The organism is Patescibacteria group bacterium, from assembly GCA_020148045.1.
Classification (GTDB): domain Bacteria; phylum Patescibacteriota; class Minisyncoccia; order Minisyncoccales; family GWA2-38-27; genus JAHCRG01.
Genome location: JAHCRG010000022.1, coordinates 1 through 24,682 on the forward strand (window position 1 = coordinate 1; position 24,682 = coordinate 24,682).

Below are 24,682 nucleotides of genomic sequence, written 5' to 3' on the forward strand. Positions count from 1 at the left end.
TAACTGATTTTTTCTTCAAAGAAAAATTAGAATATGACAAAGAGCTTTTAAGGTGGCGGGAGATGACTGATAAAGAAATTAAGCATTCGCTTGACAAATCAAGAAAAATATTATATAAAATAAGGGGCGAAGAATTTAATAAGGAAAACTTAGAAAGAATTTTATTACCAGAAGCGGAAAAGTTTGCTAAAGAAATAAAAAAACCAGCAGGCCCGCCTGCCGGCGAGGCAGGGGATAGGGGATACATTTTATGGCCCTTGAGAGTAGCTTTGACTGGAAAAAAAGCTTCAGCTGGTCCTTTTGAAATCGCCGAAATTTTGGGAAAAGAAAAGGTCTTAAAAAGAATTAAAAAGGCGAGGAATAAACTATGAACTATGAACAAATTAGTCATAATTTTGTTAATATTTGGCTTAATTTTACCGAGTTTTTCTTTTGCCCAAGAAGATCAACCAGTAAAAGCACCTGAAAGTTCAGCTGAATTAAAAGAAATTGGTAAAAAAATTTTGGAATTTTTCCCTATGGCCCTAAAGGGAGCTTGGCAGGAAGTTTTAAAAATTTGGCAAGGAATATGGAAATGGTTCAAAAATCTCTGGGATTCTTATATTTTTCCTTTCTTTCAAAATATCTGGCAAAAAATTTCTGATTTTTTCAGAAGAGAAATTGGAGAAAAAAAATTAATTACTGAAATTGAAGAAGAATTCAAAGTTGAAGAGGAAACTCCAAAAGAAGAAAAAAATCTTTGGGAAAAATTTTGGGAAAGATTAAAAAAGCTAATCAAAAAATGAATTATACGAACTAGAATTCGAATTTTGTGTAAATTTTATACGAATGGTGGGAGAGAGCAGGGCTTTTTAAGCCTTTTTTTAATTGAATGCACCCTACCTTCTGTGCGACATTTATGAGATATTTCGCTTGACAAATTTTTTCTTTGGGTGTATAATAGAGGTGTAAGATAAGAATAGTTCTTTTAAAAAATTTATGGGGAGGGAGAAGAAATTCGGATAGCCCAACTTGCTTATCAGTTTTTCACTGGTAGATAAATTGGGCTATCCGAAATCAAAAGTGAATAGAAGGAAATAAAAAATGAAGGAGAAGACAGATATAAATCTGGGAATAAGCTTTGGAGTCGCAATGACAGTAGCGGTATTGGTAACGGTTTGCCTTGGAATTTTCGTTTTTCCAGAGCCGGGCTTTAGGTGGCCAGGAATCGCTTGTCCTATCATCGGTATCTTTTGCTATCTCATTGTATTTCCTAGTGCCTACCTCGTTATTAACCGTGTGAGACATAATTAAAAAGCTTTTCCTTCTCCCCTCTTTTTTCGAGCCCGCAATGTTCAGACCAGCGAGAACACTTCTCGCTGGGAATGAGGAAACATGTTGTGAGCTGGAAAAAGGAGCTTAGCTCCTTAAGATAAAGTTCTTTAACATAATTTATGGGGAAGGAGTTCACCTCGGCAGAGAGGGAATCAAAATTGGTTTCTTGCCTGCCGAGGCGAAGATGATGTTTAAGATCTCACTCAAAATCCTACATCGTAATTTAGGAAAAAAGTATCTCTCAGAATACAAGATACTCGATCAAAAGTTCAGAGAATCCGTCGAAGCTGATCGTGGAGATTTAGCAATCGGAGAAGAACAATTGAGACTTGGGTTAAGAGTGAACATATTGGTATATTGCAAAGGTGAACCTGTAGGATTTGTCAGATTAGATCTGCGTAGTCAACCACCACTCATAGGTGATCTCTATGTTGAACCAAAATTCCGAGGCAAAGAAGTGGTTTTAGACCAAACTCCTTGGTTAGAGAATGAAAGCGGATATAAAATCTGGCAGTATCTTATAAAAGCCGCGTTCATTATTGCCAGAAGAGCAGGTTACAAAGAAGTTGGGAGCTATATCCACAATGAATCTGGAGAGCGTTTAAGACGATGGCGTCTCATCCAAATGCCTAAATGGGAATTAGAGGTCGGAAAAGTGGACAAACCATCGAAACTCTTAAACCTTATTATGATCTAAACGTTCCTTCCCCCTCTTTTTTCGAGCCCGCAAATCTTGTGAGCTGGAAAAAGGAGAAAAATCAAAAAGCCCGTCGCTGGGCAGTTTTTGTTTAATCGCCAAGAAGGCGATTTTTTGGTAGAATAAAAGTATGAAAAAGACAATTTATATAACTTTATTCACATTTTTGGGTATTCTGCTTCAGTTTTTAATCCATGGCTTGGTTGAAACTTGGTATATTGGTCTTCTAATTCGCGATTTTCCAAAATATAGTCTTGGTTTTTCATGGTCGCAATGGTTTATAATCCACCATATAGGGACTGTTATTCTTTTTATTGCCGGGGCTTTATTTGGCTTCTGGCAGGGAAAATTTTGGTGGCGCAGAATTTACGAGAAAAAATAACACAAGAAAGCCAATCACTGGGCGATTTTCAAAAAATCGCCTAAAAGGCGATTTTTTGATAAAATGGGTTAATGAATAAAAAAATTTTATTAAAAACTGTTCAAAGTTGGAATATAAATCCTAAACCAAAATACAGAGGTTTTAGATGCGCTAACTGTCAAAAATATATGCATAAGGCTTGGCATATTTGGTTTGATTATAAAGGTTTCAAGTGTGAGATTCATTTATGCAGGAAGTGTTATAAAAAATATAAAGAAAATTAAAGGACAGTTAAGCGAAATAAAACCCCGAGAGTTTTTCTCGGGGCTTGATTGACAAAATAAAGAATTTGCGGTAAATTATTCTTAATAGAAAGTCCTTTAAAATCTGAATACAGGAGGACGAGATGATGAAAAAGAAAAAAGTGTTGAAAGTAGTTCTAAATGTGGGGCTGATAGTGGCATTATTGGTATCGATTACACCGTCCATTCTTGTACTCTATTCCTTCTTATTTTCCTTAGCGGGTGCTGACCGTATCTTTATGCCGGTAATAGGATACAGTATGGCCCCGGCGTTGATGAATGGCGATACAATATTAATAAAAAAAGGCACAGAAGGCATCCAAGTCGGAGACATAATCTCCTTCAAAGTAGACTCGATACCAGTAACGATTGTTCACAGGGTAGTGGATATAGGGGAAAATCCAATCCTCACATTTCGGACAAAAGGAGATGCTAATGAAAGACCAGACAAGGGGAAAATAACAGCGGATCAGGTGGTAGGTAAAGTAGTACATATTGTACCAACACGTTTGCTTATGACGTCATATATATTATTTGCATCAATCTTAATGCCAGCTATCCTAATATTGGTAAGAATATTTTACTGCTTCTCTAAAAAAAATACTGCGACTAAGAGATTTGAATATCCAATACTGAACTCGACTACTATAATTTTAATGACGATTCTTGCACTCTCTGGAAGTAGGCTATTAATTCTACTAATATTGGCCCCAATGTTTTGAATAAATGCATACAAAAACCAAAAAGCCCGTCACTGGGCTGTTTTTATTTAATCGCCAAAAAGGCGATTTTTTGGTAGAATAAGATTGGTAACGAATATGGGAAAAGTGGTGAAAGTAAAATTTGAGAAAAGTTTAAAGGATTCAATATTGAGGGCGGTGAATCAAATTGGCGGTTTTAAAAAATTTATTGAGCCCGCCGATGTGGTCTTGTTGAAACCAAATTTTAATACCGCCGATCCTTTTCCTGCTTCTTCTGACCCTGAATTTTTAAAAGTCGTGGTTGAGTTAGTTTATGACTGCAAACCTAAAGTGGTAATGATTGGTGATTCTTCCACCATGAAATCGAATACTCGTAAGGTAATGGAAGAACTTGGAATTTTTGAGCTAGAAAAGATGGAAAGACCCCCTCGGATTTATATTTTTGACGAGAGAGGGTGGGTTAAAAAAGAAATTCCTGGAGCTAAATTTTTGAAAAAAGTCTCGGTAACCGAATTTTTAGATCAAGTGGATAAGTTAATTCTTCTTCCTTGTTTGAAAACTCACTTTCAAGCTCAATTTACAGGAAGCTTAAAACTTTCTGTTGGTTTTATAAAACCTCTTCAACGGATTCACCTTCATCTTAGACGCATTCAAGAAAAAATAGCCGAATTAAACAAAATCATTAATCCTGATTTAATCATTATGGATGCCAGGAAATGTTTTATTAATAGGGGACCATCAGAAGGGGAGGTTGGAGAATCTGATTTAATTTTGGCCTCAACTGACAGGGTTGCTCTGGATGTAGAGGGCATTAAAATAATTCAAAGCTTTGAAAATAATTCGCTCAAGAATATCGATCCCTGGGAGATACCTCAAATTAAAAGAGCAGTAGAATTCGGTATCGGCCAAAAACCAATAAAATAAAAACTCGTCGCCGGGCAGTTTCTAACCCGAGCGCTTTTCTCTCGAGCTTGATTTTTGTTTCCCTAAAGTTTATCCTATAAGAAGGGAGAAGTTTATCCATTAATAAACATCAAAGGTCGAATTAATATTAAAAATCTAATTCATTAAACTAATAGGATAAAATGAAAAAAATTATTACTATCCTTTTGGGTGTAAGTGTTTTGTTTGGTTTGTTGTCTATACCCGTTTTAGCAGAAGAGACAAATACTTCTTCGGTACAAGAGCTTATTCAAGCATTGCAACAACAAATAGAACAATTAAAGACGCAGATACAAGCATTAGTGACACAGATAGAATCATTAAGACAGGCAAAGTTGGAAATAAAGGAAACAGAAAAAGAGATTAAAGTAACTCTAAAGTTAATTAGACAACTGCGAATAGGTATGAGCGGGGAAGATATCGAGTTGTTACAAGAGATATTGGCAACAGACCTAGATGTTTATCCTGAAGGATTGGTTACGGGATATTTTGGTCAGCTAACAAGAAATGCGGTAAAAAGATTTCAGAAGATAGCAGGAATTGAGCAGGTCGGAGTGGTCGGGCCAAAAACACTAGCTAGAATAAACGAGTTGCTTGTAGAAGGTGCCGGTGAGTCTGGTAAGGTGCCACCTGGTCTTTTAATTGCCCAGGGAATTAGAAAAAAGCTTGATTTCGAACCAAAGCCCTTACCCGGACAAGAGCTTCCTCCTGGTATTGCTAAGAAGCTAGGAGAAATACCTGCTCCAGATACTACAGCACCCCTTATTTCAGAACTTAGTGCTATAGATACCACTACAACATCAGCGAAAATTACCTGGGTTACTAATGAAGAAGCAGATAGCAAGGTCTGGTACGATACAGTAACTCCGCTTGTTGTAACGGATTTAACCCCTGTGGAAAGCTCTTCTGAGTTAGTATTAGAACATGAAATTGCGCTCTCTGATTTGACTCCAGATACTACCTACTATTATCTAGTAAGCTCTGCTGATGAGGCAGGTAATTATGAGATCAGCATTGAGGAAACATTCAGTACACTTTCTGAAGAGTTAACCGAGGAAGAGCAAGCTTGTATAGATTCTGGGGGGACAGTATCAACCTCATTGTGCTGTGAAGCAACTAATGATTTTCCCAACCTATGTCTTGTTGGGCCTTGTGGTTGCGCACCAGAAAACAGTCATCAGGTAAAAATTTGTGATTGTGGGCTCGAGAAGTGCTTTGATGGAGAGGAGTGCGTAGCTATTGAAAGCGAATAGAAAATTCTTCCCAGAACCAATTCTGATTGCGTCTCACCCTCGATTCCCGCTTTTTCCTTGACATAATATTATTTTATGCTATGCTTGAAATACAGTTCTTTGAAACTCGAAGAATGAAAAGAATTGGCGAAGAAGAAAAACAAAAAAGAGGGTGAGAACTTGAACAAGAAATTCGTGTGGCTGCTCGGTCTGCTCGTAGCCTTGAACTCAACCGACATAATCACCACTGTCTATGGCTTATCTCTTGGTGCCGGGGAGTTTAATCCCTTATTTTCTGGCGATTCGTTTGTCACTAAGGAGTCATTGATTATCAAGATTGGTTTACCGCTCGTTTATAGTGGCTTTTCCACCATCACTTATGGCCTATGCAAGAAAGAGAACTACTCCAAAGGGTTCTGGCTGCTGAATATCAATTTGTTGTTCTTAGTGGGATTCTATACAATTGTTGTGACCAACAACTTGCTTGGAATAATCATGGCCAAAGTTAGTAGTGGGTGAACATAATGTGGTGCGATGATTGTGGAGATATTACGGTGGCTGCAAAACCTATTCAAATAAAGTTTCCAGATGGCTCGGTCCTCGAAATTCTAATATGCTTAGAATGCTGGTGGGAGCATTTCGAAGGAAAATGCCGAAAGCTTAGAGTAGCGAGAATGCTTCAAATACTACTCGATGAATAGACGGCCGGTTCTCTCAAGTGCTATCCGAGAATAAAAATAGAGCAGAGTAGTTTGTAAAAATATAGAAAGGAGAAGACACCCAATTTTTTAGAAAACTTCTTCGATTGCACATTTAATTTAAGCTGGTAAAAACCAGCTTTTTCTGCTTTTTTTATTCGTTCTTGATAAATTTTCCTAAATTTGGTAGTTTTATACTGAGGGAATCAGTTCCTTAAAAATATAAAGGAGATGATAGTTGTGAACTATATATTACCTGGTAATCCACGATATCAACCAAAATCGATGATTCCGTATTTCGGATATGACAATCTTGTAAAACCATGGATTGAAGTGGAATTAGCTTTAATTGATGTTCTAGCAGAAATCGAAGTCATTCCTCAAGAAGAATATGCCAGATTGACACTAGATGTTCGCAGAAGAATCAAAAACATCACAACCACTGAAGTTGATGAACGTGAAGAAGAAACAAAGCATGACGTTATGGCTCTGGTCCAACTCATCCGAGAGATGATTCCACACCCTTTTCTATTGAGGCGATGGGTTCACTTGACAGCAACTAGCTTCGATATCAGAGATACTGGCGCTATTCTTGCTTTCAAACGTGCTTTTCTTGAAGTGATGCTTCCTACTATTGATAGACTCATCGAACTTTTGATGGCCAAAGTTGAAGAATTTGCAAAGGTCCGCCAAATTGGCAGAACACACGGACAGCATGCGATACCAATCACCGTAGGTTTCTGGTTAGCCACCATTCTTAATCGTCTATTGAACTGTCGTGAGCGTCTCGTAATCACCTGTGATGATCTTCGCGGAAAATTCAGCGGAGCAGTAGGAGCTTACAATGCTCAAGTCGGCCTCTTGGAGCGAAATATCGAAGAAAGAGTTTTAGCAAAACTCAAGCTTTCAGCTGCAGAAATTAGCACTCAAATATTGCCACCAGAACTCTTAGCTGATTTTCTTCACGCCCACGTCCTCCTAAGTGCTTGCTTAGCTCAACTCGGCCGCGATTGTCGTCATTTGCAACGGACTGAAATTGGAGAAATAGCAGAAGAATTTGGAGAAGATCAAACCGGTTCTTCAACAATGGTTCATAAGAAAAATCCGATTTCGTTCGAAAATACAGAAGCTATTTTCATCATCGTAAAGAACGAATACGGCAAAGTATTAGATACCCTAATTTCAGAACATCAACGCGATCTTGTCGGAAGTGCTCCTTCCCGGGAATTCCCAGGAATTGTGGTCTTGGTTCAATATCAACTTGAGCGAATGATAAAGGTAATTGCCAAAATGAAAATTGACCCCGAAGCTTTAAAGAAGAACCTTGAACTGAATACTCACCTTGTTATGGCAGAACCACTTTATCTTGCTCTCCAAGTGGCAGGATTTGAAAGAGATGCTCACGATTTCGTGAAAAAAGAGCTTGTGCCTCGCGCGACACCAAAAAAACCGCTGATTGCGGTATTAGAAGAACTTTCAAAGAAAGATGAATCATTGGCTAAGATACTAGCTAGAATTCCGTGGGAAATTCGACGACTTCTTGAAAACCCAGACGAATACATTGGCTTAGCAGCCGAAAAAGCACAACTCATCGCTAAAAGGGCAAAAGACATTATCAATCCACCCAAATAACCCCACTTTTTTCAAGTGGGTTTTTTATTTCTGGTCGTCTCGCCCGAGAAAAACTCTCGGGGCTTGATTCTCTTGATATGCTAATAAATATTTGATATAAAGAAAATAGCTGTTTGAAAATGAGGTTCCAAAGATGGGAATAACCCCAGCGGTTTTAAAAAAATGGGAAAAAGATCTTCCAGTGGTAGGACATCCGATTCGTTTAGCAATTCTCTTTGCACTCTGTGGAGCTGAAATCTTAGAAAAACAAAAAGAACTAAAAAAGACTCTAAGGACTCCGAGTGGTTTTATTCAATACTATTTCGGCGTGCTACGATTAGCTGGTTTTTTTGTCAAGAAGAGGAAATTCGCTGAATTACTATGGTTTCTTGTCGTATGGCCAATAAAGTTTGTCATCTATCTAAAAATAGGAACGGGTATACTGTTGCCATTCTCTATTGAACCACCAATTAAATAGACTGAGCATAACTCAGTCTTTTTTATTTAATTGTTCAAAGTACATATATTTTACAAGAATTAGGTATAAAAAATTAACCCGAGGGTTTTTCTCGGGTGTTTCTATTGACAAAAAGGTGGGATTATGTGAAAATGATTTATCTGAGAGGTACGCCTTTCAGAAATAATAGAAAAGGAGGTGAAGGGTACGCCCAACACTAAAGGATTAGGGTTGCTAGTTCGCAAGCACCCACCAAGCGATGAGGAGTGGCTTGACCTTATAGAGGCTCGCCGTTCTCTCATCAAACCGCACCTTGATTCATTTACCCTCCCCAAACTCGGCGAACTTAAATGTCTTAGAACCGAAAGTTGGACTGAAGGACATGATTTATACGATGCTCTTACCATCCGCGATACTCTCACTGTAACAGGAGATACGAGGTTTTCTCTGAAAACTCAAGGTATCTTCCGCCGCCCCTGGTCTGGTATCCAGAGGATTCCGAACAGCGGTTATCGTGCTCCGGGCGGTGGTTGTCCTGATGGGACAATGTACATCTGGGGCCTTACCAGAGCTGGTCAATGGATTTTGGCAAAAGTTGAATTCAAAGGTGAACCAGGATACAAAAAACGAGGATACGAGAGAGCTACAAGAGTGCATATCGAAGAATCAGATTTAGCGACAATTATTGCGAAGACAAAGTCAACATCAGAAGAAATATGGAGAGAATTGGGTAAAGCTATAAAAGACTGGACTAAGGCTCGACACCAACTCTATCGCCGAGCACGCGAAATCGCAAGAATAATACGAATTGAAGAACTAGCGCTTTCTTTGTGTCAAGGAGAAGAATAAAAGGGTGCGTGCTTTAAAGAAGCTAAGAGGCTAAGCTTCAACCCCACTTTTTTTTAAAAAAAAGTCTTTAGGGCTGACTATAAATGCCCTTCTTTTTTTATTTTCGCCGCCCCACCTTTTGGGAGCCGCCGCTTGACAAAAATAATTTGATTTGATATACTAATTTTTAGTTAATAGTATAAGGAGGACGAAAGATTGAAACTGTGTTGGGTAGGTTTTTGGAAAGGTCTTAAAGAATACGGTGCATACATACTAGAAACTATAAAGGCAGGAGAACCAGAGCTACGAGGATTCGGAGCCACATCAGATCTTGCCAAATTAGCTGCGGAAATCAAACAGTTAGTCAAGCAACATCCCAAAGAAGGTATAGCTATACGATACGAGCCGCCAGGAACTGATATTGCTACTCTCTGGGCTGATGGTTCGATCACTCTTCATAGTATAGATAAGGATTTTCGGGCCCTTGACGCAGACGAAATCGCCCAGTTCCGCAAAGCATTCCTCGAAGCTCAACAAACATAGCTCTTTTCTTTCTTTTTTTCTTCAAATTTTCGGGGCTTAATGCCCCTTTTTTTTATCTCCGCCCTCCCGCCCGAGAGTTTTTCTCTCGGGCGTTTTATTTCTCCGTAAATATCGTCTCACGAGACATTTGTGCGACGTTTAGGGAGGTGTCAAAAATTGCCAAAATTGACAAAAAAATCGGCTTGAAAAAGCCGATTTTTTATGCGAAAATGAATTAAATTTATGAGAAAATTTACTATTCGCGATTTGCCAAAAATGGAACGACCAAGAGAAGAACTCTCGGGATATTTTTTATATCTAAACATAGTCTCGCAAGACATATTCCATGAAATAAAAAATGCCCAAATAAGGGCATTTTAACAAATAAAGGTCTTTGCTATCCTATGTTAGCTCTCCTATATGAGCTCCTCTGAATTCTTTTCTCTTTTTAACGCTCATTTCCTTGAGCTCTCCGAGGTTTTGTGGCGTAACCGCCGCAATTAATCCGTGTTTTACCCGACGCAATGGTGTATAGTGTCCTATTACCCATTCTCTTCCATGCTGATCAAATAAATAGGCCACTTCTTCGATTATCCTAGCGTCTTCTCCGATATACATCAAGTCAGATTCGTCGCAGACCTTACCTTTGCCATTGAACATCATCGTCAAACCTTCTCCTTTTAGAAGTTGAACACATCCAACATCGGTTTGACTATCGCCGACATAGAATATCTTTTCTCTTGGTATGTTGAATTTCTGAGCAGCCCTAATAAGAATTTCCCGTTTTTGTTGTTGGCCGATAGGATGGACTGATTGAAGTAATGTCCCAACCTGAAGATGGTAAACAAACTCCCAAATAAAGCCGGTGATGCAGCTATAGTAACGTTCGTGAGGGGGGAATACTTTACCAGTTTTTTGGTCATATATAATAATCGGCCATTTTGTAACCTCCTTCATGAAAGCTCTTAATACTTCAGCATCTTCTTCTGAAATCGATATTTCATCAAATACGGGCACTTTAGTGCAGACACTTTTTGTGAAGTCAAAACCGACTAAATCGCAATATGCTCTGATGAAGAAATCATAGCTTGTTGAAATTTGACGAACATTATACTTACCATCAAGACTTCTTAAGACTCCTGCTATATTAGGAACCGTTCTAATACTTCTCCTAGCAAACTCATAAAGCCACTGATAGGTTGCACCCATTGCCTTGAAAAAAGGTAGACTAACCTTAAGTGTATGTCCCGAAGAGTAATGCGGATCTTTTGCTATTTTATGGAAATCCCCCCAGATATCATCAACTACACTTATTCGCCGATAAAAATCAATCCCAACTTGCTCACCAAGGCCACATTGCTTGGCTAATACCACCATATTTTCCTGAGCGTTGTCATTAAGCGTTTGAGGTCCTTCATTATCAAGGAAACACCAGATGCTATTTTTCTTCATTTTTCAATTCACCTCCTTTTCAACGAGCTGTTTTTATAATAAGAGTTATTTAAAAAAAATCAAGTTTGTTCAATATCGCACAAGATATATTGCGTGAGGCCATTTTGGAAATAAGAAAGCGGTGCAGAACCTTGACAAATTATTTACTGGGGCATATAATATAAACATCAAGAAATGGAGAGTTAAAAATTGAAAAGAGATATAGGAAAAATCGGTAGAATTGAAAGAGAAATGATTTGGAAGGTACTATCAGAACGGACAGGTACGAAACCATCTATCTTTATTAGAATAGTCAACGAAGCTCCGCTGAGAAAAGATAGAGAAAGAGCTTTTCAAGAGATTCTAAAACTGCCAGGATTACCAGCTGCTGAAGGCACTCTCGCTCTTTGCTGTCTAGTAAATACGGGCTTTGATAAAGCCTACAAAGAAAAAGCTTGGAAGGCTCTTATAGAACGAAGTCCTGTCAATGCTATCTTTTGTAAGATAATCAAGCATGCTACGGGATCATATCCAGAAGCAGCATGGATGATGCTTAAATCTAAAGAGCTTTCTCTTGAAGAGATCAAAGATTTACTGGAGGGGGCTCCGGAAAAATATAGAGCCAAAGTTTCAGAATGGGTTCTGAATTCCGCATCATTCAAAGATAACCACAAAGCCCTTTGCTTAGTGATTCAACTTGCTCCGCAGAATTACAAACTTAAGGCTTGGAAAAGACTTCAAGAAGCACCCACTGAAGGTGATCTGCGAGACCTGATATTGAACGCTCCGGAAGGTTATAAAGCCGCGGCCTGGGATAAACTTATAGAACAAGAACCTGGCAATGCGATTCTCGAATGGTTAGCTCATAACTGCTCAGGAACATACAAAGAAAAAGCCAAGGAAATTCTGAAAGAAAGAGGAGAGAAAAAAGAACTAATCACGGCATTGCCCACAGAAAGACTAGTTGAATTACTACTAACTCCTATTCGGTCTTCATAATCTTTTTCTTTCTTTCCATTTTCTATAATAGTTCTTTCCAAAATAGCGGTTTCTAACCGCTTTTTTTTATTTACAGAATAGCCTCACAAGACATATTGCGCGACATTTAGTAGTTCGGACAATTCGGACAATATATATCCGAACAAATTAGTATCTTTTTCAATTTGTACTTCAAGCCCAGTTTCAATATTGTGCGACATTTAGACACGTTGAGAATTCTGTCAAAAATTGCCAAAAGTTGACAGGCGATAATTTAAAACTTAAAATAAAACAACATGGATCATCTCTTTACTATTAAAGAAGTAGCAAAATATCTCAAGGTCAGCGAAAGATCTGTTTTGCGTTATATCGAATCTGGCCGACTTCGAGCTTCTCGCATTGGCCAGTGGCGTATTAAGAGGAGAGATTTAGAAAAATTTTTAAAAGAAAACTCAAATAAAAAACACACAGAAAATATATGAAGAAAAGGATAACGGAACAAAGCCTATATCCTGAAATATCAAAGCTACTAAAAGCAAATGGTTTTGACAACATCTCTGCTATAGGGATTAGACATGGCTATTTTGATTTTGAGTGTTTCTACAATTCAAAAAGATTTATAGCCGAGATCAAAATAGGGACTGGAAGATATTTAAAGAATCTTTTACGGGGCATTACCCAGGCTTGGGGTTATTGTCAGAAGGTAAAAGGAGACGGTATTTTAGTCATAGAGTATCCGGCCCAAATAAGAACTCCATTATTTATAAAGCCCGAGATAGTAAGACACCTAACGACAGAAAGTAAAGTTAACGCAATTTTCCTCTCTGATTTTTTTAATGAGAGTTTTTCATCGGTAAAGGCTTCGGAGTTATTCCCAAGGCTTAAATTTTCCATAGATGAATTCCTGGCCACTAAAGAGACGAAAACATCATTTAAACTTGTTATCGAGACATTAAGAACTGGCATAGGTATAATTTCCGAGATTTTAAGAGCACAAAGAACCAAAAAGGAAATTAGTGAATTAATAGATATAGTGGTTGGAAGATTCGATTTATTCTTAGGTTTAGGACAAATAGAAAAGACTAAAAAGGCTATAGAGAACCTTCAACTTGCTGCTATTGATTTGATTCCCTATCTTCTCAGCAACCAAATACTTTTTTATCGTGTATTTTCTGAGACCACAGGAAAAATAGAAAAGTTAGATGAAGGTAAAATAACTTCTATCGAGAGCCTCAGGGGCTACTTCAAAAAAATTACTGACATTAATTATAAAGCGATTTATTCAGTAGATCTAGCTTCTAGATTACCAAATCAAAAAGAAATTGTAGCAGAGGTTAGAGAAATTATTAAAGCAATAAATATTCTAAAGCCAGAATTTGTAAGCCATGATTTATTGGGAAGACTTTATCACGAATTATTACCCCCAACTACAAGAAAAGTGTTAGCAGCTTTTTATACGAACCCTATAGCTGCAGACATTCTCGCCGGCTTAACAATTGATAAATGGGACAATACAGTCATTGACCCCGCCTGTGGTTCGGGAACGCTTTTAGTCGCCGCTTATAAGAGAAAATTTAATCTGTATAAACAAAAAAAACAGGACAATTCCTCTTTGCAATTGAAAAATCTTCATAAAAAATTTGTAGAAGAGCAAATAACAGGAATTGACATAATGCCATTCGCTTCTCATCTTACAGCTGTTAATCTTGCTGCTCAAAATCCTAATGCAATAACAAATAAAGTAAGGGTAGGCTGTCAGGACTCATTAGAGCTTCAAAGTAGATTATCAAGCCCAGAGTTTACCAAAGAGGGAATTCCTATTGAACCATTTCAGACTCTAGCCCAATTTACTATTTTTGGCAAAGAAAAAGTATTGGAGCGTGCTGGCGCTGTGGGGCTCGAAGGTGGGAAAGGAGAGAAATTTATATTAAAGCCTCTAGATATAGTTTTAATGAATCCGCCATTTTCCGATAGACACAAGATGCCAAAAGAATACAAAGAACATTTAAAAGATTTCCAGCATTTAATAAAAATATGCGGCAATCAAATAAATTTCTGGGGATTCTTCTTGGCACTTGCAGATTATTTATTAAAAGAAAAAGGAAGGATGGGATTAGTTATTCCGATAAATATAGCTCGAGGAGAAGCCACTCAGCAAATAAGGGATTATATCCTTAAGAATTATTACACTCAATATATTCTGAAAACAACTCGAGAGATAGCTTTTAGTGAAGGCGCCGCATTTAGAGACATACTCTTCATTACCCAAAAGAGGAAACCGAAACCCAAAGATTTAACAGGAATAATATTTCTCAAAAAATCTATAAGAGATTTATCAGATATAGATGCAAGAAATCTGATTAAAGAAATAAAGAGTATTAATCCAAAAGCAGGTTATCAGTATTCGTGTGAGGAATTTGAAATTGAATTCATAGAACATAAGAAGTTACTAGAAAACAAGTATAATTTAATGTATTTTTTAGCCTTTTCGGCATTAAAACGGAAGAGAGTTATCGATAACTTTTTAGCTCAATGCAAACAATTTAAAGATAAAATGATTAAAATTGAAAAAGACTGGTTGCAATACGGTTTCCCAGATTACCCCGCAGGCTTAAGCCAGATAGTGTTTTTAATAAGACCCTCTGATAAAAGCAGGGAAAAAAGAGCCTTTCTTCTTTTAAGGGAAGAAAATAATAATATTTCATTTCAAATTAAATCCATACCTAAGTTTAGATATAGAATAGATAAGAATAAAACCGTTCCTGCATTGAAAACTATCACAGGAATAAAATCCATTTCATTAAACGAGAAACATGATTATTTAATACAATCAGATTTTAAGGATTCTGATTCTATAATTAAATTTTCAAATTGGAATAAAAAAAGGAAATTCGACTGGAATTTTGTAAAAGATAAGTCTGAGCATACGAAAACCAATTTAGCTATTCCCCGGAGATTTAATTTGTATTCTGACAACACTCATCTTTTAGCAGTTTATTCTGATACAAAATTTGTTCCAACCAATAAATTTCTGATATTTAAGATTGATAACCCTAAAAAGAGTAAAATCTTATCATTATATCTTAATAGCATTCTCTATTTGGTTCAGTTGTTTTTAAATAAAAGTGAGACCACAGGACAGCTTATTGAAATAATGCAGCCAGATTTGGCGCTTATTGATGTTATTAATGTTGATAGATTAAGCGAAAACGAAAGGAAATCGTTATTAAAAACCTTTGACAAAATAACAAATGTAGAATTCCCTTCTATTATTGAACAATTAGAAAAGAGATTCCCAGCAAGAGTTGAATTGGATAAAAATATATTACAAACTTTAGGATTTTCTGATGCACAGATTGAAGAATGGTTACCTAAAGTTTATGACGCTTTAGTAGAAGAATTAAAAGCTACGAAAGAAATGAGATAGTGGAATGGTCAGTTTTGTGTTTTTATAGTAAGAACAAAAAAAGCCCATCGCTGAGCAATTTCTTTATAACGTATTAATATGAAGTTGATACTTCCTAATGTAAATAAAATAATCTCTCCAATTCTGAAGATAGAATCTACTTTTGGTTCAGAAGAAATCCATCCCTCTTTAGGTTATATAAAGCGAAGGCAAACCATCGAAGACTGTAGAAAATCCTATCTAAAACAACTATCTCAGAACAGGAAAGGAAAACCCATTCAAATATTTAATACCTTTACTATGAACCTTTTAATGAGAGCAATGCCGGGCGAGAGAGGAGCGTATATTTACCGACAAATGAATGCGGAATTTAAAACTTTTAACGATATCATCGAGGATAAAGCTAAAGTCGTTCTGAAAAAAGCAAAGTATAGATGGGGAGTGAAAAGTGGAACAAAAGTATTTTTAGGAGCTAAAAAGGTATTATTTAAAAAATATAAAAAGGGTTGGGAACGATATTTTAAAGAAGCAGAAAAGAAATATAAAGAGAATTTTCCTGACGACCCATTTTTAAATATCCTAAATATTGGCTTTAAGGTAAGAGATTTAGCACTTAGTTGTTTTTCAAAGCTCTATGCCGCAAATGACCTCCATGTAGTTAGGGTTCTAAGTAGGACTGGTTTATTAGTTTATGGGTACGGTGATATCGACTTAGGGACTAATCCGGGGAATGAGAAAAATTATATTTTCCTTAGGAATCTAATCATTAGATTATCAGAGAAAAGCGGTTACTCTCCCGGCGAATTGGATAGAATATTCTGGCATTTTGGAAGGGATGTTTGTAGCGCTAAACCTAAATGTAATAAGTGCCTGATAAATAAAGTATGCCTAACAAATCGAGGAATTGGATAAACTGAGAACATACCCAAAATTTCGAATACTCAAAATAAATAGCCCGTCGCTGGGCAATTTTTATTCTTGCTTGAACTTTCTCGAAAATCGGGCTATCTTGAAAGTGGAGAAGCATTATACTTGGGGAAGGAAAAATGAATATGAATAATATAAACAATAAGAAAGAATGTAAGATTTGTTTATGGAGAAACAATATAGACGCTAATTATTGTGAGCAATGTGGGTATGGGTTTGTTAATCTTTCTAAAATACCATTTTTATCAAAATTTTTACTAAAACTCAAATGCAAGCACATCAATCAAAAATTTAGGCACTGTTCAGTATGTGGCCACAGATTGAACTACCACTACAAAATTGATTTGACCGATAATTGGATGCCGACCCCTTATATAGATAAGAATATTGAGAAAATCAGGAAAAGTAGGAAAAAATGGTATCAATTTTGGAGATAATGGCTGACGACCAAATCTATGAAAAAAAATTAAGAGAAATAAACAAAAAGTCGAAGGCTTAATTGAGAAATAAAATTAAATTAAATATGCTTAAAAAAATAAAAGAATCTGAAGCATTTTTAGTTCATATTGGGAGAGCAAAAGGAAAAATTACATTCTTTGTTCGCCACAAAGATATTAATAAAGGAAGAGCTAGGGTTGTTAATATCGAAGGGCTTCTATTGTACCTCGTTGAGAAATCGAAAGAAATTAAAAAGAGAAAAAGAAAAAAATAAGAAAGTTATTAAAATTATTTTCAGTAATATTTATGCCAAAATGGGTTGATGAAAAAATACTACAGAAGTATTGGGTAGAAAATTGTAAAAAATATTCTATCAGAGGTCTACAGATAATTAAATCTAAATTTAATCCTACTTTTGACCAATATCCAGATGTTTATTGTTTACTGGAAGACGGAAACGAAGTTCCAGCAGAAATTGAATGGAAAACTAGTGATTTTAATCATGACATTTCAGTTTTAAAGGAAGATAATGGCTTTATCATTGTTTTTGAGCAAAATCAAAATTTTGAACTTGAACAAATAATAATTAAGAGAAAAGACTTTGAAAATTGGTTTAGCAAAAATTCTAATAGAATATTATCCGAGTCATTGAAAGAAGTAGTTAAAGAAATTTCTGAGAGAAAATTTCCTAAATTATGGTTTTATTATTTAAATAAATCTGCAAACATTCATTTTTATGAGGAGATTGAAAAACAAACATGGGGCGTACCTAAGAATTTCAGACAATTAAATAGGTTTAGAGATATAAAAAAAGAGGATTTGATTGCATTTATTGGGCCATGGTATCCATTGAGAAGAAAGGGGAGGGCAGTAACTGGTGGCAGAGTTCCATTTAATAAATTCAAGGGCAAAATTGAGAAAATTATTGTATTTAGAGTTACAGAGGGTTATTATTATAATGAAAAAGAGAGATGGGAACACGGTTCAAGCGAAAAGTGGCCACATAGATTTAAGTTCTCTAAGAAGCCCATTTTTGAACTAAAAGATATAGGTATAAGTAAACTATCATATTCTACAAAGGCTAATTTACACAAATTGACTAATGTAATTTTTTGGGACGGGAGTCCTTCTAGCCTTGTAGATTTAATAAGTCACGGGAAGCACAAGTTCTAACATCGTCCGTCCCCCGGAGCAGGCTTGTGCTCGGTTCGAGCGACCGAGACGGATAACAATCTATGAAAGAAAAAATTAAGAAAAATCTATAAATTTTATAAAAAACATGAAAAAAATTAATGTTTGCAATAAGTGCAAAAAGGAATCCGACAGAGTTTTGGTGAATATGTGTGTTGGGGATAAAAAATATCTTAGTCCTGGAACAAGAATTGGCCAATGGAAGTGTGGGCGCTGTGGCCGTATTTTGGATGATAATGAGAAATTTTTTAGAGTAGAAGTAAATGAATGAAAATATTACAGAATAAACTGAAAAGCCCGTCGCTGGGCTCTGTCCCAGACGGTACGGGGCTGGACAATTTTTATTTAGGTTAACAACTTTTAATGATAAGTCTCATTTTTTAAATAGAGGATTTATTTATGAAAAAAACTTTTCCTGGATATTTCAAGCTATCCGAAAAACAATTCAAAAGCTTATGGAATAGCTGTATTTTTACTTTCGATGCTAGTGTTTTATTGAACCTTTATAGGTACTCCGATAAAACTAGAGAAGAATTTATTCGGATCTTAACCTTGCCAAAAATTAAGGAAAGAATTTGGTTGTCTCATCAGGCTTCTTCAGAATGTCTTAAGAATCGCCTAAACGTAATAGAAAAACAGTTAAAGTCCCACGAGTTAATCTTTAAGTCCCTTAATCAAATTGAACAAGACTTTAAAGACCGCAGGAAGCGTCATCTTATAAGGGAAGATACTATGGAAGATCTTTCTGAGATTTTTAAAGAGATTAGAAAAGAGTTAAACGCTAGCAAGAAAAAGTATAAGAAACTACTGAGCGACGACAAAATTATTAGAAAAATTTCTAGCCTATTTAAATCTAAAGTTGGTTCTCCGTATTCTAGCAAGGATCTTAAAAAGATTTACCGAGAAGGAAAGGAAAGGTACGAGGAAAAGGTGCCACCTGGTTACAAGGATAGGAAAGAAAAAAGAGGAAATAGAAAGTATGGAGACTTAGTAATGTGGAAACAAATGATTGATAAAGCTGCGAGTGAAAACAAAGGCGTTATTTTGATTACTGACGAAAAGGAAGAAGACTGGTGGTTAATTTCTCAAAATCAGATTATTGGTCCAAGACCAGAGCTTATCAATGAATTTGTAGAAAAGACTAAAATGAGTTTTTATATGTATCGATTAGATAATTTTATGGAATTAGCTGGAAAATATGTAAAGATCAAAAAGAAAGTTAGAAAGCAAGCTTTAAAAGAAATTAAAGAGAGAAGTGAATATGACAGACCTGATACTGGTGTTTTCAGACTTGATAGAATCTCTGATGCTGGCGTTGGAGTTATCAGCCCCGATAGAGGTTTTGAGAGAATCTACGATACAGGCGTTAGTGGTATTAGGGGCGAAGATATTACAAGAGCTTTTAGGCCCGGTGATTTAGGTATAGCTGGTTCAGGAGCCATCTACCCTAGTGGAGAACAATTCTTCTGTCCATTCTGTAGAAGAGAGGTCACTAGAGAATTACATAATAAAAGAAAGTCATCGTTGGATAGAACAATGGAATGCCCTTACTGTAAAAAGAAATTTAACATTGATGATGCCCTAGAGCTTAGAGATTTATTATCGTCCCCATAAAAAAGGGGGGTAATCCAATTTGATGTCATACGGTATTTACTATAACGGAAAGCGTCGCACAAGGTATCTTGCAAGACAAAGTAAACCGTTAGGGTAGGGAACTAATTTCAAAAAGCCCGTCGCTGGGCAATTTTAAAAAGGTCGATTTTAAAACAAGTTTTTATGGGGTGTGTTTAAAACTTGTTAGATGAAATTCCATTTTTTATTTTCTATCAAGCTCTCTCGCTCACTCTTTAAGTCTTTTAAAAAACATTATTGTTACATATGGCTATCGCTCCTCTTATTATGAAGACAAATGAGTATGGGCCACTCATATCTCCTTTTAGTGACCGCGGTAAACCAATATATAACTGGCATGTCTTTAAACATAGCTACTCGAAAGGGTTGGTTGAAAAGCTAATTGAAGAATTCAAACTTAGTAAGGGTTCATGGGTTCTAGACCCTTTCTGTGGTAGTGGCACAACATTACTTGCATGCAAAGAGTTGGGTATTAATTCAAAAGGTTTTGATATACTTCCTTTTTCAGTATTTTTATCTAACGTCAAAACGAGAACGTATGAGCCCTGTAAACTAAGACAACGACTTAAGAATTTTAATAGAAATGGTAAATTAACAGTAAAGAATACTTATTTGCCCGATATTAAAATTATAGAGAAGGCTTTTAGTAACGATGTAAAAGACGAATTACTTTATCTAAAGTACAAGATTAATATGATTCGAGATCTCAAAGTGAGAGATTTCTATATGTTGGGATTACTAAGCATACTTGAATCGGTAAGCAATACTTCAAAGGCGGGAGGTTTTTTACGAATTGATGAAAAAAATGTTTCTGGAAAAGAAGTATATCCGAAATTTCTATCAAAAGTTGAAGTAATGATTCAAGATGTTGAAGAATTCAATGATAATTCAAAATTCACTAATGCAAAGGTAAATGCAAAAATATCAGATTCAAGAAGATTTTCAACAAAGAGAAAATTTGATGCAATAATTACTTCCCCACCATATCCAAATAGGCATGATTATACGAGAATATATGGGCTTGAATTAATATTTAATTTTGTTGGGGATAATGATGAATTAAAACAAATCAGATATGACACACTTAGATCTCATGTCGAAGCAAGAAAGAAGTTTAAGTCTAATGGTTATAAAAAACCTTCAACCATTGACGAAATAATTACTAAGGTTAAAAAGGCAGGTTTGAACAATTCAAAAATTCCCGAGATGATTGAAGGATATTTTGAAGATATGTATCTTTCATTATTGCAGATGCAAAAACATCTAAAAAAGAACGGGAAGATAGGGCTTGTTATAAGCAATGTTCGTTTTGGAGGTGTTAATATTCCTGTTGATGAAATACTTGCTGAGATAGGTGAACAAACAGGATTATCAACTGATATCATATTTGTTGCCAGATACAGAGGAAATAGTGCTCAGCAAATGAAAAAATTTAAAAGAAAGCCCTCAAGAGAAAGCATCATTATTTGGAAAAATTCGTAAAAAATTATTTACTACCAATAATTTTTCCTTTTGTCTCTGGATTTAAGTAATAATCAAAAGCCTTTTTGAGGAAGTTATGTCTTCTTCGAATGGAGTATGGTTCAACTGAAGCTTGTAAGATATATTTATGGAACTCCTCCATTAAATTAATATTTTCCGGTTTTTCATAACTCTTTATTAGTTTCATATTATGTTTGATTTCATCTAGTAATTTAAGATAGAATTCAACAAATTTTGGAATAAGACCTTTTTTCTCTTTTAGATATAAATTCTCAGTAAAAAAATATGCTGTTACAGCAATCCCTCTGCTTGAAATGTCTTTAGCATCTTCTCCAAATTCAGCATCCATAATTTTAAGAACCTTTTTTATTCGAATTAAATTTTCATCGTCCTTTTTTAGGTTATAATTATCTTCGAAAAAATCTTGGATATCTACTAATCTTGCTCTGACAAAATCACCTGTTTCTATGCGTTTAAATGAATTAATGCAAATTTGAGCTAAGGTAAATGGTCTTGAAAATCTTTTTTCAGATAGTTTTGTGTATCTAAAGAAGGGACCCTTATTTCCAATTTCTTTGTAGATAAAATCTCTAATAGCACCCGTATAAGTTTTTAATAATTCACCGGAATTCAGTCTAATTCCTAATTGTAATCTTCTAAATATTTCTCTGATAAGATCATCATCAATTTTTTTGTAAATGATAAAAGTCAGCTCGTAGTTTTCAATTTTTTTTGCTGCTTTAGGATATTCTTTTTTTAATTGTTTGTAAGTATATTTCCCTCCTGCAACCTCAACTATTAAAGAATTCTTTTCATTTGGATCTGGTTTAAAATAATTTAATAGAGTTATCATGCGTTGTTTTCCATCAATGCATTCAAAATCGAATTGTTTATTGCCCTCAACTTTGGCAAGATAAATTTTAGGTATGTCAATATCTCTAAGTATCGAATCCAATAGTAATTCCTGCTCTTTTTTTGACCAAACTTTTTCTCTTTGATAATCTGCATCTAAATCAATTCGATAGACATATTTATTAATAAATTCCTTAACTGTAAGTAGCAAAGTACTCCTTCTCTTCTCCGATTTGCTTTTTCTTTTCTTCTTATTTTTTTTTGACATATTTTTTATGCCTGTGATTATAAATCAAAAACTTTTTTCAAATATTTGGTTTTTCTAATAACTTCTTCTTTTAACATCTTCATCCCTTTTGCCCTTAACCATATTTTAAAAGGATTTCCACCCTTACTGGGGTCATGAATTGACTCGTCGGCTATTAAGGCATCCTCGAGATCTTTTGGTTTTATAATTTCTGGGAAAAAACCATAGTTTCCTTTTATCGATGCACCGACTTTTTGGAAATCTATTATTTGAATCTCAAACGGTTTTCCTTTTGCTAGATGCGCTTTAAAGAGTAAGTCAATTAGTCCAACATCATTTTGATTGAGTGAACAACCAATTATTCGAAGTACATCACAATCTATTAAGATCTCCATTGCACGACCCCAAATGAAGTTATATGGTAATTGTAAATAATTTTTGTCTATTCCAAAAGGAATGATTGGGACAGTCTTTTTTCTTCCGTATATTATAATATTCTTCCAATTAAAAGAACCATGCAATTTCAATAAAGGGATATTTTTGCATTCTTCTAAAGAAAAACAGTAATTTGGTTCATGCTCAAATATAGTCTTATATGCTTCATCCAGGATATGATCATAATTCAGAGAAATAATACCAAATAATTTTTCTTTATCTTTGATTTTCGAATGAAGTTCTAATAAAGCTTTATGCAAATAAAATCTTTTTAGTCGATAATCAGTTAATTTATCTAGGATATCGTCTTTAACTAATTTTTTTAGGAGGTCAGTTTTATACTCGGCGTCTGGGATACGATTTTTTTCAAACAGACTTATCAATAATTCAATGTTCAAAGAACCCTCAGCCGCTGAAACCATTTTAATCTTTTTTAAATATCTTGAATTACCTTGCGCTTCTTTAATAACTCTCTTAGAAACATCATTTATCAATAAACCATTTTCCTTTAGAAATTTTACAGAAAGATCTTTCCTGAGATTAACAACTTCAGCATGAGTTGCGCCTGCACCAAATAAATATACAATCTTATACATGAAAAGGAGAAGGATAATAAATATATCGATAGAAGATATGAATTGTAGTTTTCCTTTTTTTCCAGTAAGTTGTATTCACAGATCCTTCTTGATTACATCATAATAATTATATATCCTCAATATATTTTAGTCAAAAATAACAAAAATAAAAATGGAGTCAACTCTATTTTTTATTACTTTTTAAACTGTCTCATTTGTCTCATTTTAGGTTAAAACACCCCGACCGAGAGGGGCATTCTGGGATAGCCTCAAAAAGCCCATATTTTTCCCCTAAAACACGGGTTCGAGACCGATTAGGGAAGAGGGATAGGATTCGAACCAATAAAAGTGTCGCACAATACACCTTGCAAGACAAAGAAAACCGTTAGGGTAGGGAACTAACGGTTTTTTGTTTCTTTCTTGAATTTTTTTAAAAATGAAGTTATTTTGAAGATAGATAATTATTATGAACAATAAACCAATTCAGCTTTCGCCTAATTCTTTAAATTTATTTTTGGAATGCCCTCATTGTTTTTGGCTGAACAAAAGACAAGGGATCAAAAGGCCGCCACCTTATCCTTATGCTCTTAATATGGCCGTTGACGTTCTTTTAAAGCAAGAGTTCGATGGGTATAGAGCAAAAGGAGAACCCCATCCTTTGCTTATTGCCAATAATGTTAATGCCAAACTTTTTCCAAACCAAGATTTATTAAATCAATGGCGAAGTAATTTTGTAGGGATACGTTATTATGATTCTGAATTAGACGCAACTCTTTTTGGAGCAGTTGATGATATTTTAGAGTTTCCCGAAGATAAATTAGCTCCACTTGATTATAAGTCCACCGGTAGTAAAGTCGCAAAAGTGTATGATCGTTTTCAGTTGCAGATGGATACTTACACTTTTCTTTTAGAAAAAAATGGCTTTTTAACTCCCCGGAAGGGCTATTTAGCTTTTTATATAGTTAATAAAGAAAGTGGTTTCGAAGACAGATTACCTTTTCGAAAAGAACTCCATGAAATTGAAACGAACCCTTCGGATATCCCAGGACTTTTTAAAGACGCAGTTACTCTTTTGAGAAAAAACACGCCGCCTCCCCATAGTCCAGATTGTAAATTCGACCAGTGGCTTAAGAAAGCATCAAACTTTTAGCTAGAATTTAAAAAGGCCCATCACTGGGCAATAATTGTCGGAAAAGGTATATTAATCTCCAAGAAGGCGGTTTTTTGATAGAATAATAGATATGAAATATAGAGAAATCATCAAAAAATTAAAATCGCTCTCCAATCCTAAGAATGTAGCTGGAATGGCAAGGTTCGGCATTAATCCAAAAAATACTTTAGGTATTTCTGTTTATGTTCTGAGAGATATCGCAAAAAAAATTGGAAAAAGTCATAAGCTCGCCCAACAGTTATGGGACTCAGA

The 24,682-nt window shown here is 35.4% G+C and carries 27 protein-coding genes; 24 read left to right on the top strand and 3 right to left on the bottom strand.

Translation table 11 applies throughout. From position 1 onward, the window contains the following. The 12 genes from KJA13_04275 to KJA13_04330 all read left to right on the top strand — a co-directional run. Positions 1-371: hypothetical protein (locus tag KJA13_04275; protein MBZ9578210.1), on the top strand; the 371-nt coding region annotated here is incomplete at its 5' end. A gap of 3 nt (positions 372-374) precedes the next feature. Then, positions 375-785, top strand: coding sequence for a hypothetical protein (locus tag KJA13_04280; protein MBZ9578211.1), 411 nt, complete (start codon positions 375-377; stop codon positions 783-785). Positions 786-1,501: 716 nt separating this feature from the next. Continuing rightward, positions 1,502-2,011: a GNAT family N-acetyltransferase gene (locus KJA13_04285; GenBank protein ID MBZ9578212.1), complete on the top strand. Its 510-nt coding sequence runs from the start codon at positions 1,502-1,504 to the stop codon at positions 2,009-2,011. Positions 2,012-2,141: 130 nt separating this feature from the next. Continuing rightward, positions 2,142-2,393 carry a hypothetical protein gene (locus tag KJA13_04290; GenBank protein MBZ9578213.1) on the top strand — a complete coding sequence of 84 codons (252 nt, stop codon included), beginning with the start codon at positions 2,142-2,144 and terminating at the stop codon, positions 2,391-2,393. A 388-nt stretch (positions 2,394-2,781) separates the two neighbouring features. Next, on the top strand, positions 2,782-3,396 hold the full coding sequence (locus tag KJA13_04295) for a signal peptidase I (GenBank protein MBZ9578214.1): 615 nt from the start codon (positions 2,782-2,784) through the stop codon (positions 3,394-3,396). A 96-nt stretch (positions 3,397-3,492) separates the two neighbouring features. Then, complete coding sequence (locus KJA13_04300) at positions 3,493-4,299, top strand: DUF362 domain-containing protein (GenBank protein MBZ9578215.1); 807 nt, start codon at positions 3,493-3,495, stop codon at positions 4,297-4,299. 161 nt (positions 4,300-4,460) lie between these two features. Next, positions 4,461-5,570 (top strand): peptidoglycan-binding protein, encoded by a 1,110-nt coding sequence (locus KJA13_04305; protein ID MBZ9578216.1) that lies wholly within the window; start codon positions 4,461-4,463, stop codon positions 5,568-5,570. Between the two features lie 123 nt (positions 5,571-5,693). Then, positions 5,694-6,068 (top strand): hypothetical protein, encoded by a 375-nt coding sequence (locus tag KJA13_04310; GenBank protein ID MBZ9578217.1) that lies wholly within the window; start codon positions 5,694-5,696, stop codon positions 6,066-6,068. A 419-nt stretch (positions 6,069-6,487) separates the two neighbouring features. Then, positions 6,488-7,879, top strand: a complete 1,392-nt coding sequence (locus KJA13_04315; GenBank protein MBZ9578218.1) for a hypothetical protein — start codon at positions 6,488-6,490, stop codon at positions 7,877-7,879. A gap of 133 nt (positions 7,880-8,012) precedes the next feature. Then, positions 8,013-8,336, top strand: coding sequence for a hypothetical protein (locus KJA13_04320; GenBank protein ID MBZ9578219.1), 324 nt, complete (start codon positions 8,013-8,015; stop codon positions 8,334-8,336). Between the two features lie 210 nt (positions 8,337-8,546). Then, a complete protein-coding gene (locus KJA13_04325; GenBank protein ID MBZ9578220.1) occupies positions 8,547-9,164 on the top strand; it encodes a hypothetical protein in 618 nt (205 codons plus the stop codon). 195 nt (positions 9,165-9,359) lie between these two features. Beyond that, a complete protein-coding gene (locus KJA13_04330; protein MBZ9578221.1) occupies positions 9,360-9,686 on the top strand; it encodes a hypothetical protein in 327 nt (108 codons plus the stop codon). Between the two features lie 381 nt (positions 9,687-10,067). On the opposite strand, the gene KJA13_04335 is transcribed toward KJA13_04330, so the two are convergent. Continuing rightward, positions 10,068-11,117: a hypothetical protein gene (locus KJA13_04335; protein ID MBZ9578222.1), complete on the bottom strand. Its 1,050-nt coding sequence runs from the start codon at positions 11,115-11,117 to the stop codon at positions 10,068-10,070. Between the two features lie 189 nt (positions 11,118-11,306). On the opposite strand from KJA13_04335, the gene KJA13_04340 reads away from it, so the two are divergent. The 10 genes from KJA13_04340 to KJA13_04385 all read left to right on the top strand — a co-directional run bounded on the left by KJA13_04340 (position 11,307) and on the right by KJA13_04385 (position 21,150). Beyond that, positions 11,307-12,095 carry a hypothetical protein gene (locus KJA13_04340; protein ID MBZ9578223.1) on the top strand — a complete coding sequence of 263 codons (789 nt, stop codon included), beginning with the start codon at positions 11,307-11,309 and terminating at the stop codon, positions 12,093-12,095. A gap of 275 nt (positions 12,096-12,370) precedes the next feature. Next, positions 12,371-12,556: a helix-turn-helix domain-containing protein gene (locus KJA13_04345; GenBank protein MBZ9578224.1), complete on the top strand. Its 186-nt coding sequence runs from the start codon at positions 12,371-12,373 to the stop codon at positions 12,554-12,556. Further along, a complete protein-coding gene (locus KJA13_04350; protein MBZ9578225.1) occupies positions 12,553-15,501 on the top strand; it encodes an N-6 DNA methylase in 2,949 nt (982 codons plus the stop codon). Before KJA13_04345 ends, KJA13_04350 begins: the two co-directional genes overlap by 4 nt. A 78-nt stretch (positions 15,502-15,579) precedes the next feature. Then, complete coding sequence (locus tag KJA13_04355; GenBank protein ID MBZ9578226.1) at positions 15,580-16,392, top strand: hypothetical protein; 813 nt, start codon at positions 15,580-15,582, stop codon at positions 16,390-16,392. 140 nt (positions 16,393-16,532) lie between these two features. Continuing rightward, positions 16,533-16,844: a hypothetical protein gene (locus tag KJA13_04360; protein ID MBZ9578227.1), complete on the top strand. Its 312-nt coding sequence runs from the start codon at positions 16,533-16,535 to the stop codon at positions 16,842-16,844. Positions 16,845-16,930: 86 nt separating this feature from the next. Beyond that, on the top strand, positions 16,931-17,119 hold the full coding sequence (locus KJA13_04365) for a hypothetical protein (protein MBZ9578228.1): 189 nt from the start codon (positions 16,931-16,933) through the stop codon (positions 17,117-17,119). Positions 17,120-17,151: 32 nt separating this feature from the next. Then, the gene (locus KJA13_04370) at positions 17,152-18,018 is read left to right on the top strand and encodes a hypothetical protein (GenBank protein MBZ9578229.1); all 867 of its coding nucleotides are present in this window, start codon (positions 17,152-17,154) and stop codon (positions 18,016-18,018) included. 106 nt (positions 18,019-18,124) lie between these two features. Continuing rightward, positions 18,125-18,307: a hypothetical protein gene (locus KJA13_04375; protein ID MBZ9578230.1), complete on the top strand. Its 183-nt coding sequence runs from the start codon at positions 18,125-18,127 to the stop codon at positions 18,305-18,307. Positions 18,308-18,435: 128 nt separating this feature from the next. Beyond that, complete coding sequence (locus KJA13_04380) at positions 18,436-19,650, top strand: hypothetical protein (GenBank protein MBZ9578231.1); 1,215 nt, start codon at positions 18,436-18,438, stop codon at positions 19,648-19,650. Positions 19,651-19,935: 285 nt separating this feature from the next. Continuing rightward, positions 19,936-21,150 carry a hypothetical protein gene (locus KJA13_04385; GenBank protein ID MBZ9578232.1) on the top strand — a complete coding sequence of 405 codons (1,215 nt, stop codon included), beginning with the start codon at positions 19,936-19,938 and terminating at the stop codon, positions 21,148-21,150. A 4-nt stretch (positions 21,151-21,154) separates the two neighbouring features. Here KJA13_04385 and KJA13_04390 read toward each other — a convergent pair whose 3' ends face one another. Further along, entirely contained in the window at positions 21,155-22,270 is a 1,116-nt protein-coding gene (locus KJA13_04390; protein MBZ9578233.1) for a DUF262 domain-containing protein, read from the bottom strand. Between the two features lie 17 nt (positions 22,271-22,287). Continuing rightward, a complete protein-coding gene (locus tag KJA13_04395) occupies positions 22,288-23,280 on the bottom strand; it encodes a hypothetical protein (GenBank protein MBZ9578234.1) in 993 nt (330 codons plus the stop codon). Between the two features lie 445 nt (positions 23,281-23,725). On the opposite strand from KJA13_04395, the gene KJA13_04400 reads away from it, so the two are divergent. Both KJA13_04400 and KJA13_04405 read left to right on the top strand, forming a co-directional pair. Beyond that, positions 23,726-24,409 carry a PD-(D/E)XK nuclease family protein gene (locus KJA13_04400; GenBank protein MBZ9578235.1) on the top strand — a complete coding sequence of 228 codons (684 nt, stop codon included), beginning with the start codon at positions 23,726-23,728 and terminating at the stop codon, positions 24,407-24,409. Between the two features lie 91 nt (positions 24,410-24,500). Continuing rightward, positions 24,501-24,682, top strand: a 182-nt coding sequence (locus tag KJA13_04405; protein MBZ9578236.1) for a DNA alkylation repair protein, incomplete at its 3' end; no start/stop codon positions are given.

What these genes read in the sequence shown, in the direction of transcription:
- KJA13_04280 (MBZ9578211.1), top strand. Translation starts at nt 375, where the DNA reads ATGAACAAATTAGTCATAATTTTGTTAATATTTGGCTTAATTTTACCG.
- KJA13_04285 (MBZ9578212.1), top strand. Translation starts at nt 1,502, where the DNA reads ATGTTTAAGATCTCACTCAAAATCCTACATCGTAATTTAGGAAAAAAG.
- KJA13_04290 (MBZ9578213.1), top strand. Translation starts at nt 2,142, where the DNA reads ATGAAAAAGACAATTTATATAACTTTATTCACATTTTTGGGTATTCTG.
- KJA13_04295 (MBZ9578214.1), top strand. Translation starts at nt 2,782, where the DNA reads ATGAAAAAGAAAAAAGTGTTGAAAGTAGTTCTAAATGTGGGGCTGATA.
- KJA13_04300 (MBZ9578215.1), top strand. Translation starts at nt 3,493, where the DNA reads ATGGGAAAAGTGGTGAAAGTAAAATTTGAGAAAAGTTTAAAGGATTCA.
- KJA13_04305 (MBZ9578216.1), top strand. Translation starts at nt 4,461, where the DNA reads ATGAAAAAAATTATTACTATCCTTTTGGGTGTAAGTGTTTTGTTTGGT.
- KJA13_04320 (MBZ9578219.1), top strand. Translation starts at nt 8,013, where the DNA reads ATGGGAATAACCCCAGCGGTTTTAAAAAAATGGGAAAAAGATCTTCCA.
- KJA13_04335 (MBZ9578222.1), bottom strand. Translation starts at nt 11,117, where the DNA reads ATGAAGAAAAATAGCATCTGGTGTTTCCTTGATAATGAAGGACCTCAA.
- KJA13_04345 (MBZ9578224.1), top strand. Translation starts at nt 12,371, where the DNA reads ATGGATCATCTCTTTACTATTAAAGAAGTAGCAAAATATCTCAAGGTC.
- KJA13_04350 (MBZ9578225.1), top strand. Translation starts at nt 12,553, where the DNA reads ATGAAGAAAAGGATAACGGAACAAAGCCTATATCCTGAAATATCAAAG.
- KJA13_04355 (MBZ9578226.1), top strand. Translation starts at nt 15,580, where the DNA reads ATGAAGTTGATACTTCCTAATGTAAATAAAATAATCTCTCCAATTCTG.
- KJA13_04360 (MBZ9578227.1), top strand. Translation starts at nt 16,533, where the DNA reads ATGAATAATATAAACAATAAGAAAGAATGTAAGATTTGTTTATGGAGA.
- KJA13_04365 (MBZ9578228.1), top strand. Translation starts at nt 16,931, where the DNA reads ATGCTTAAAAAAATAAAAGAATCTGAAGCATTTTTAGTTCATATTGGG.
- KJA13_04370 (MBZ9578229.1), top strand. Translation starts at nt 17,152, where the DNA reads ATGCCAAAATGGGTTGATGAAAAAATACTACAGAAGTATTGGGTAGAA.
- KJA13_04375 (MBZ9578230.1), top strand. Translation starts at nt 18,125, where the DNA reads ATGAAAAAAATTAATGTTTGCAATAAGTGCAAAAAGGAATCCGACAGA.
- KJA13_04380 (MBZ9578231.1), top strand. Translation starts at nt 18,436, where the DNA reads ATGAAAAAAACTTTTCCTGGATATTTCAAGCTATCCGAAAAACAATTC.
- KJA13_04385 (MBZ9578232.1), top strand. Translation starts at nt 19,936, where the DNA reads ATGAAGACAAATGAGTATGGGCCACTCATATCTCCTTTTAGTGACCGC.
- KJA13_04390 (MBZ9578233.1), bottom strand. Translation starts at nt 22,270, where the DNA reads ATGTCAAAAAAAAATAAGAAGAAAAGAAAAAGCAAATCGGAGAAGAGA.
- KJA13_04395 (MBZ9578234.1), bottom strand. Translation starts at nt 23,280, where the DNA reads ATGTATAAGATTGTATATTTATTTGGTGCAGGCGCAACTCATGCTGAA.
- KJA13_04400 (MBZ9578235.1), top strand. Translation starts at nt 23,726, where the DNA reads ATGAACAATAAACCAATTCAGCTTTCGCCTAATTCTTTAAATTTATTT.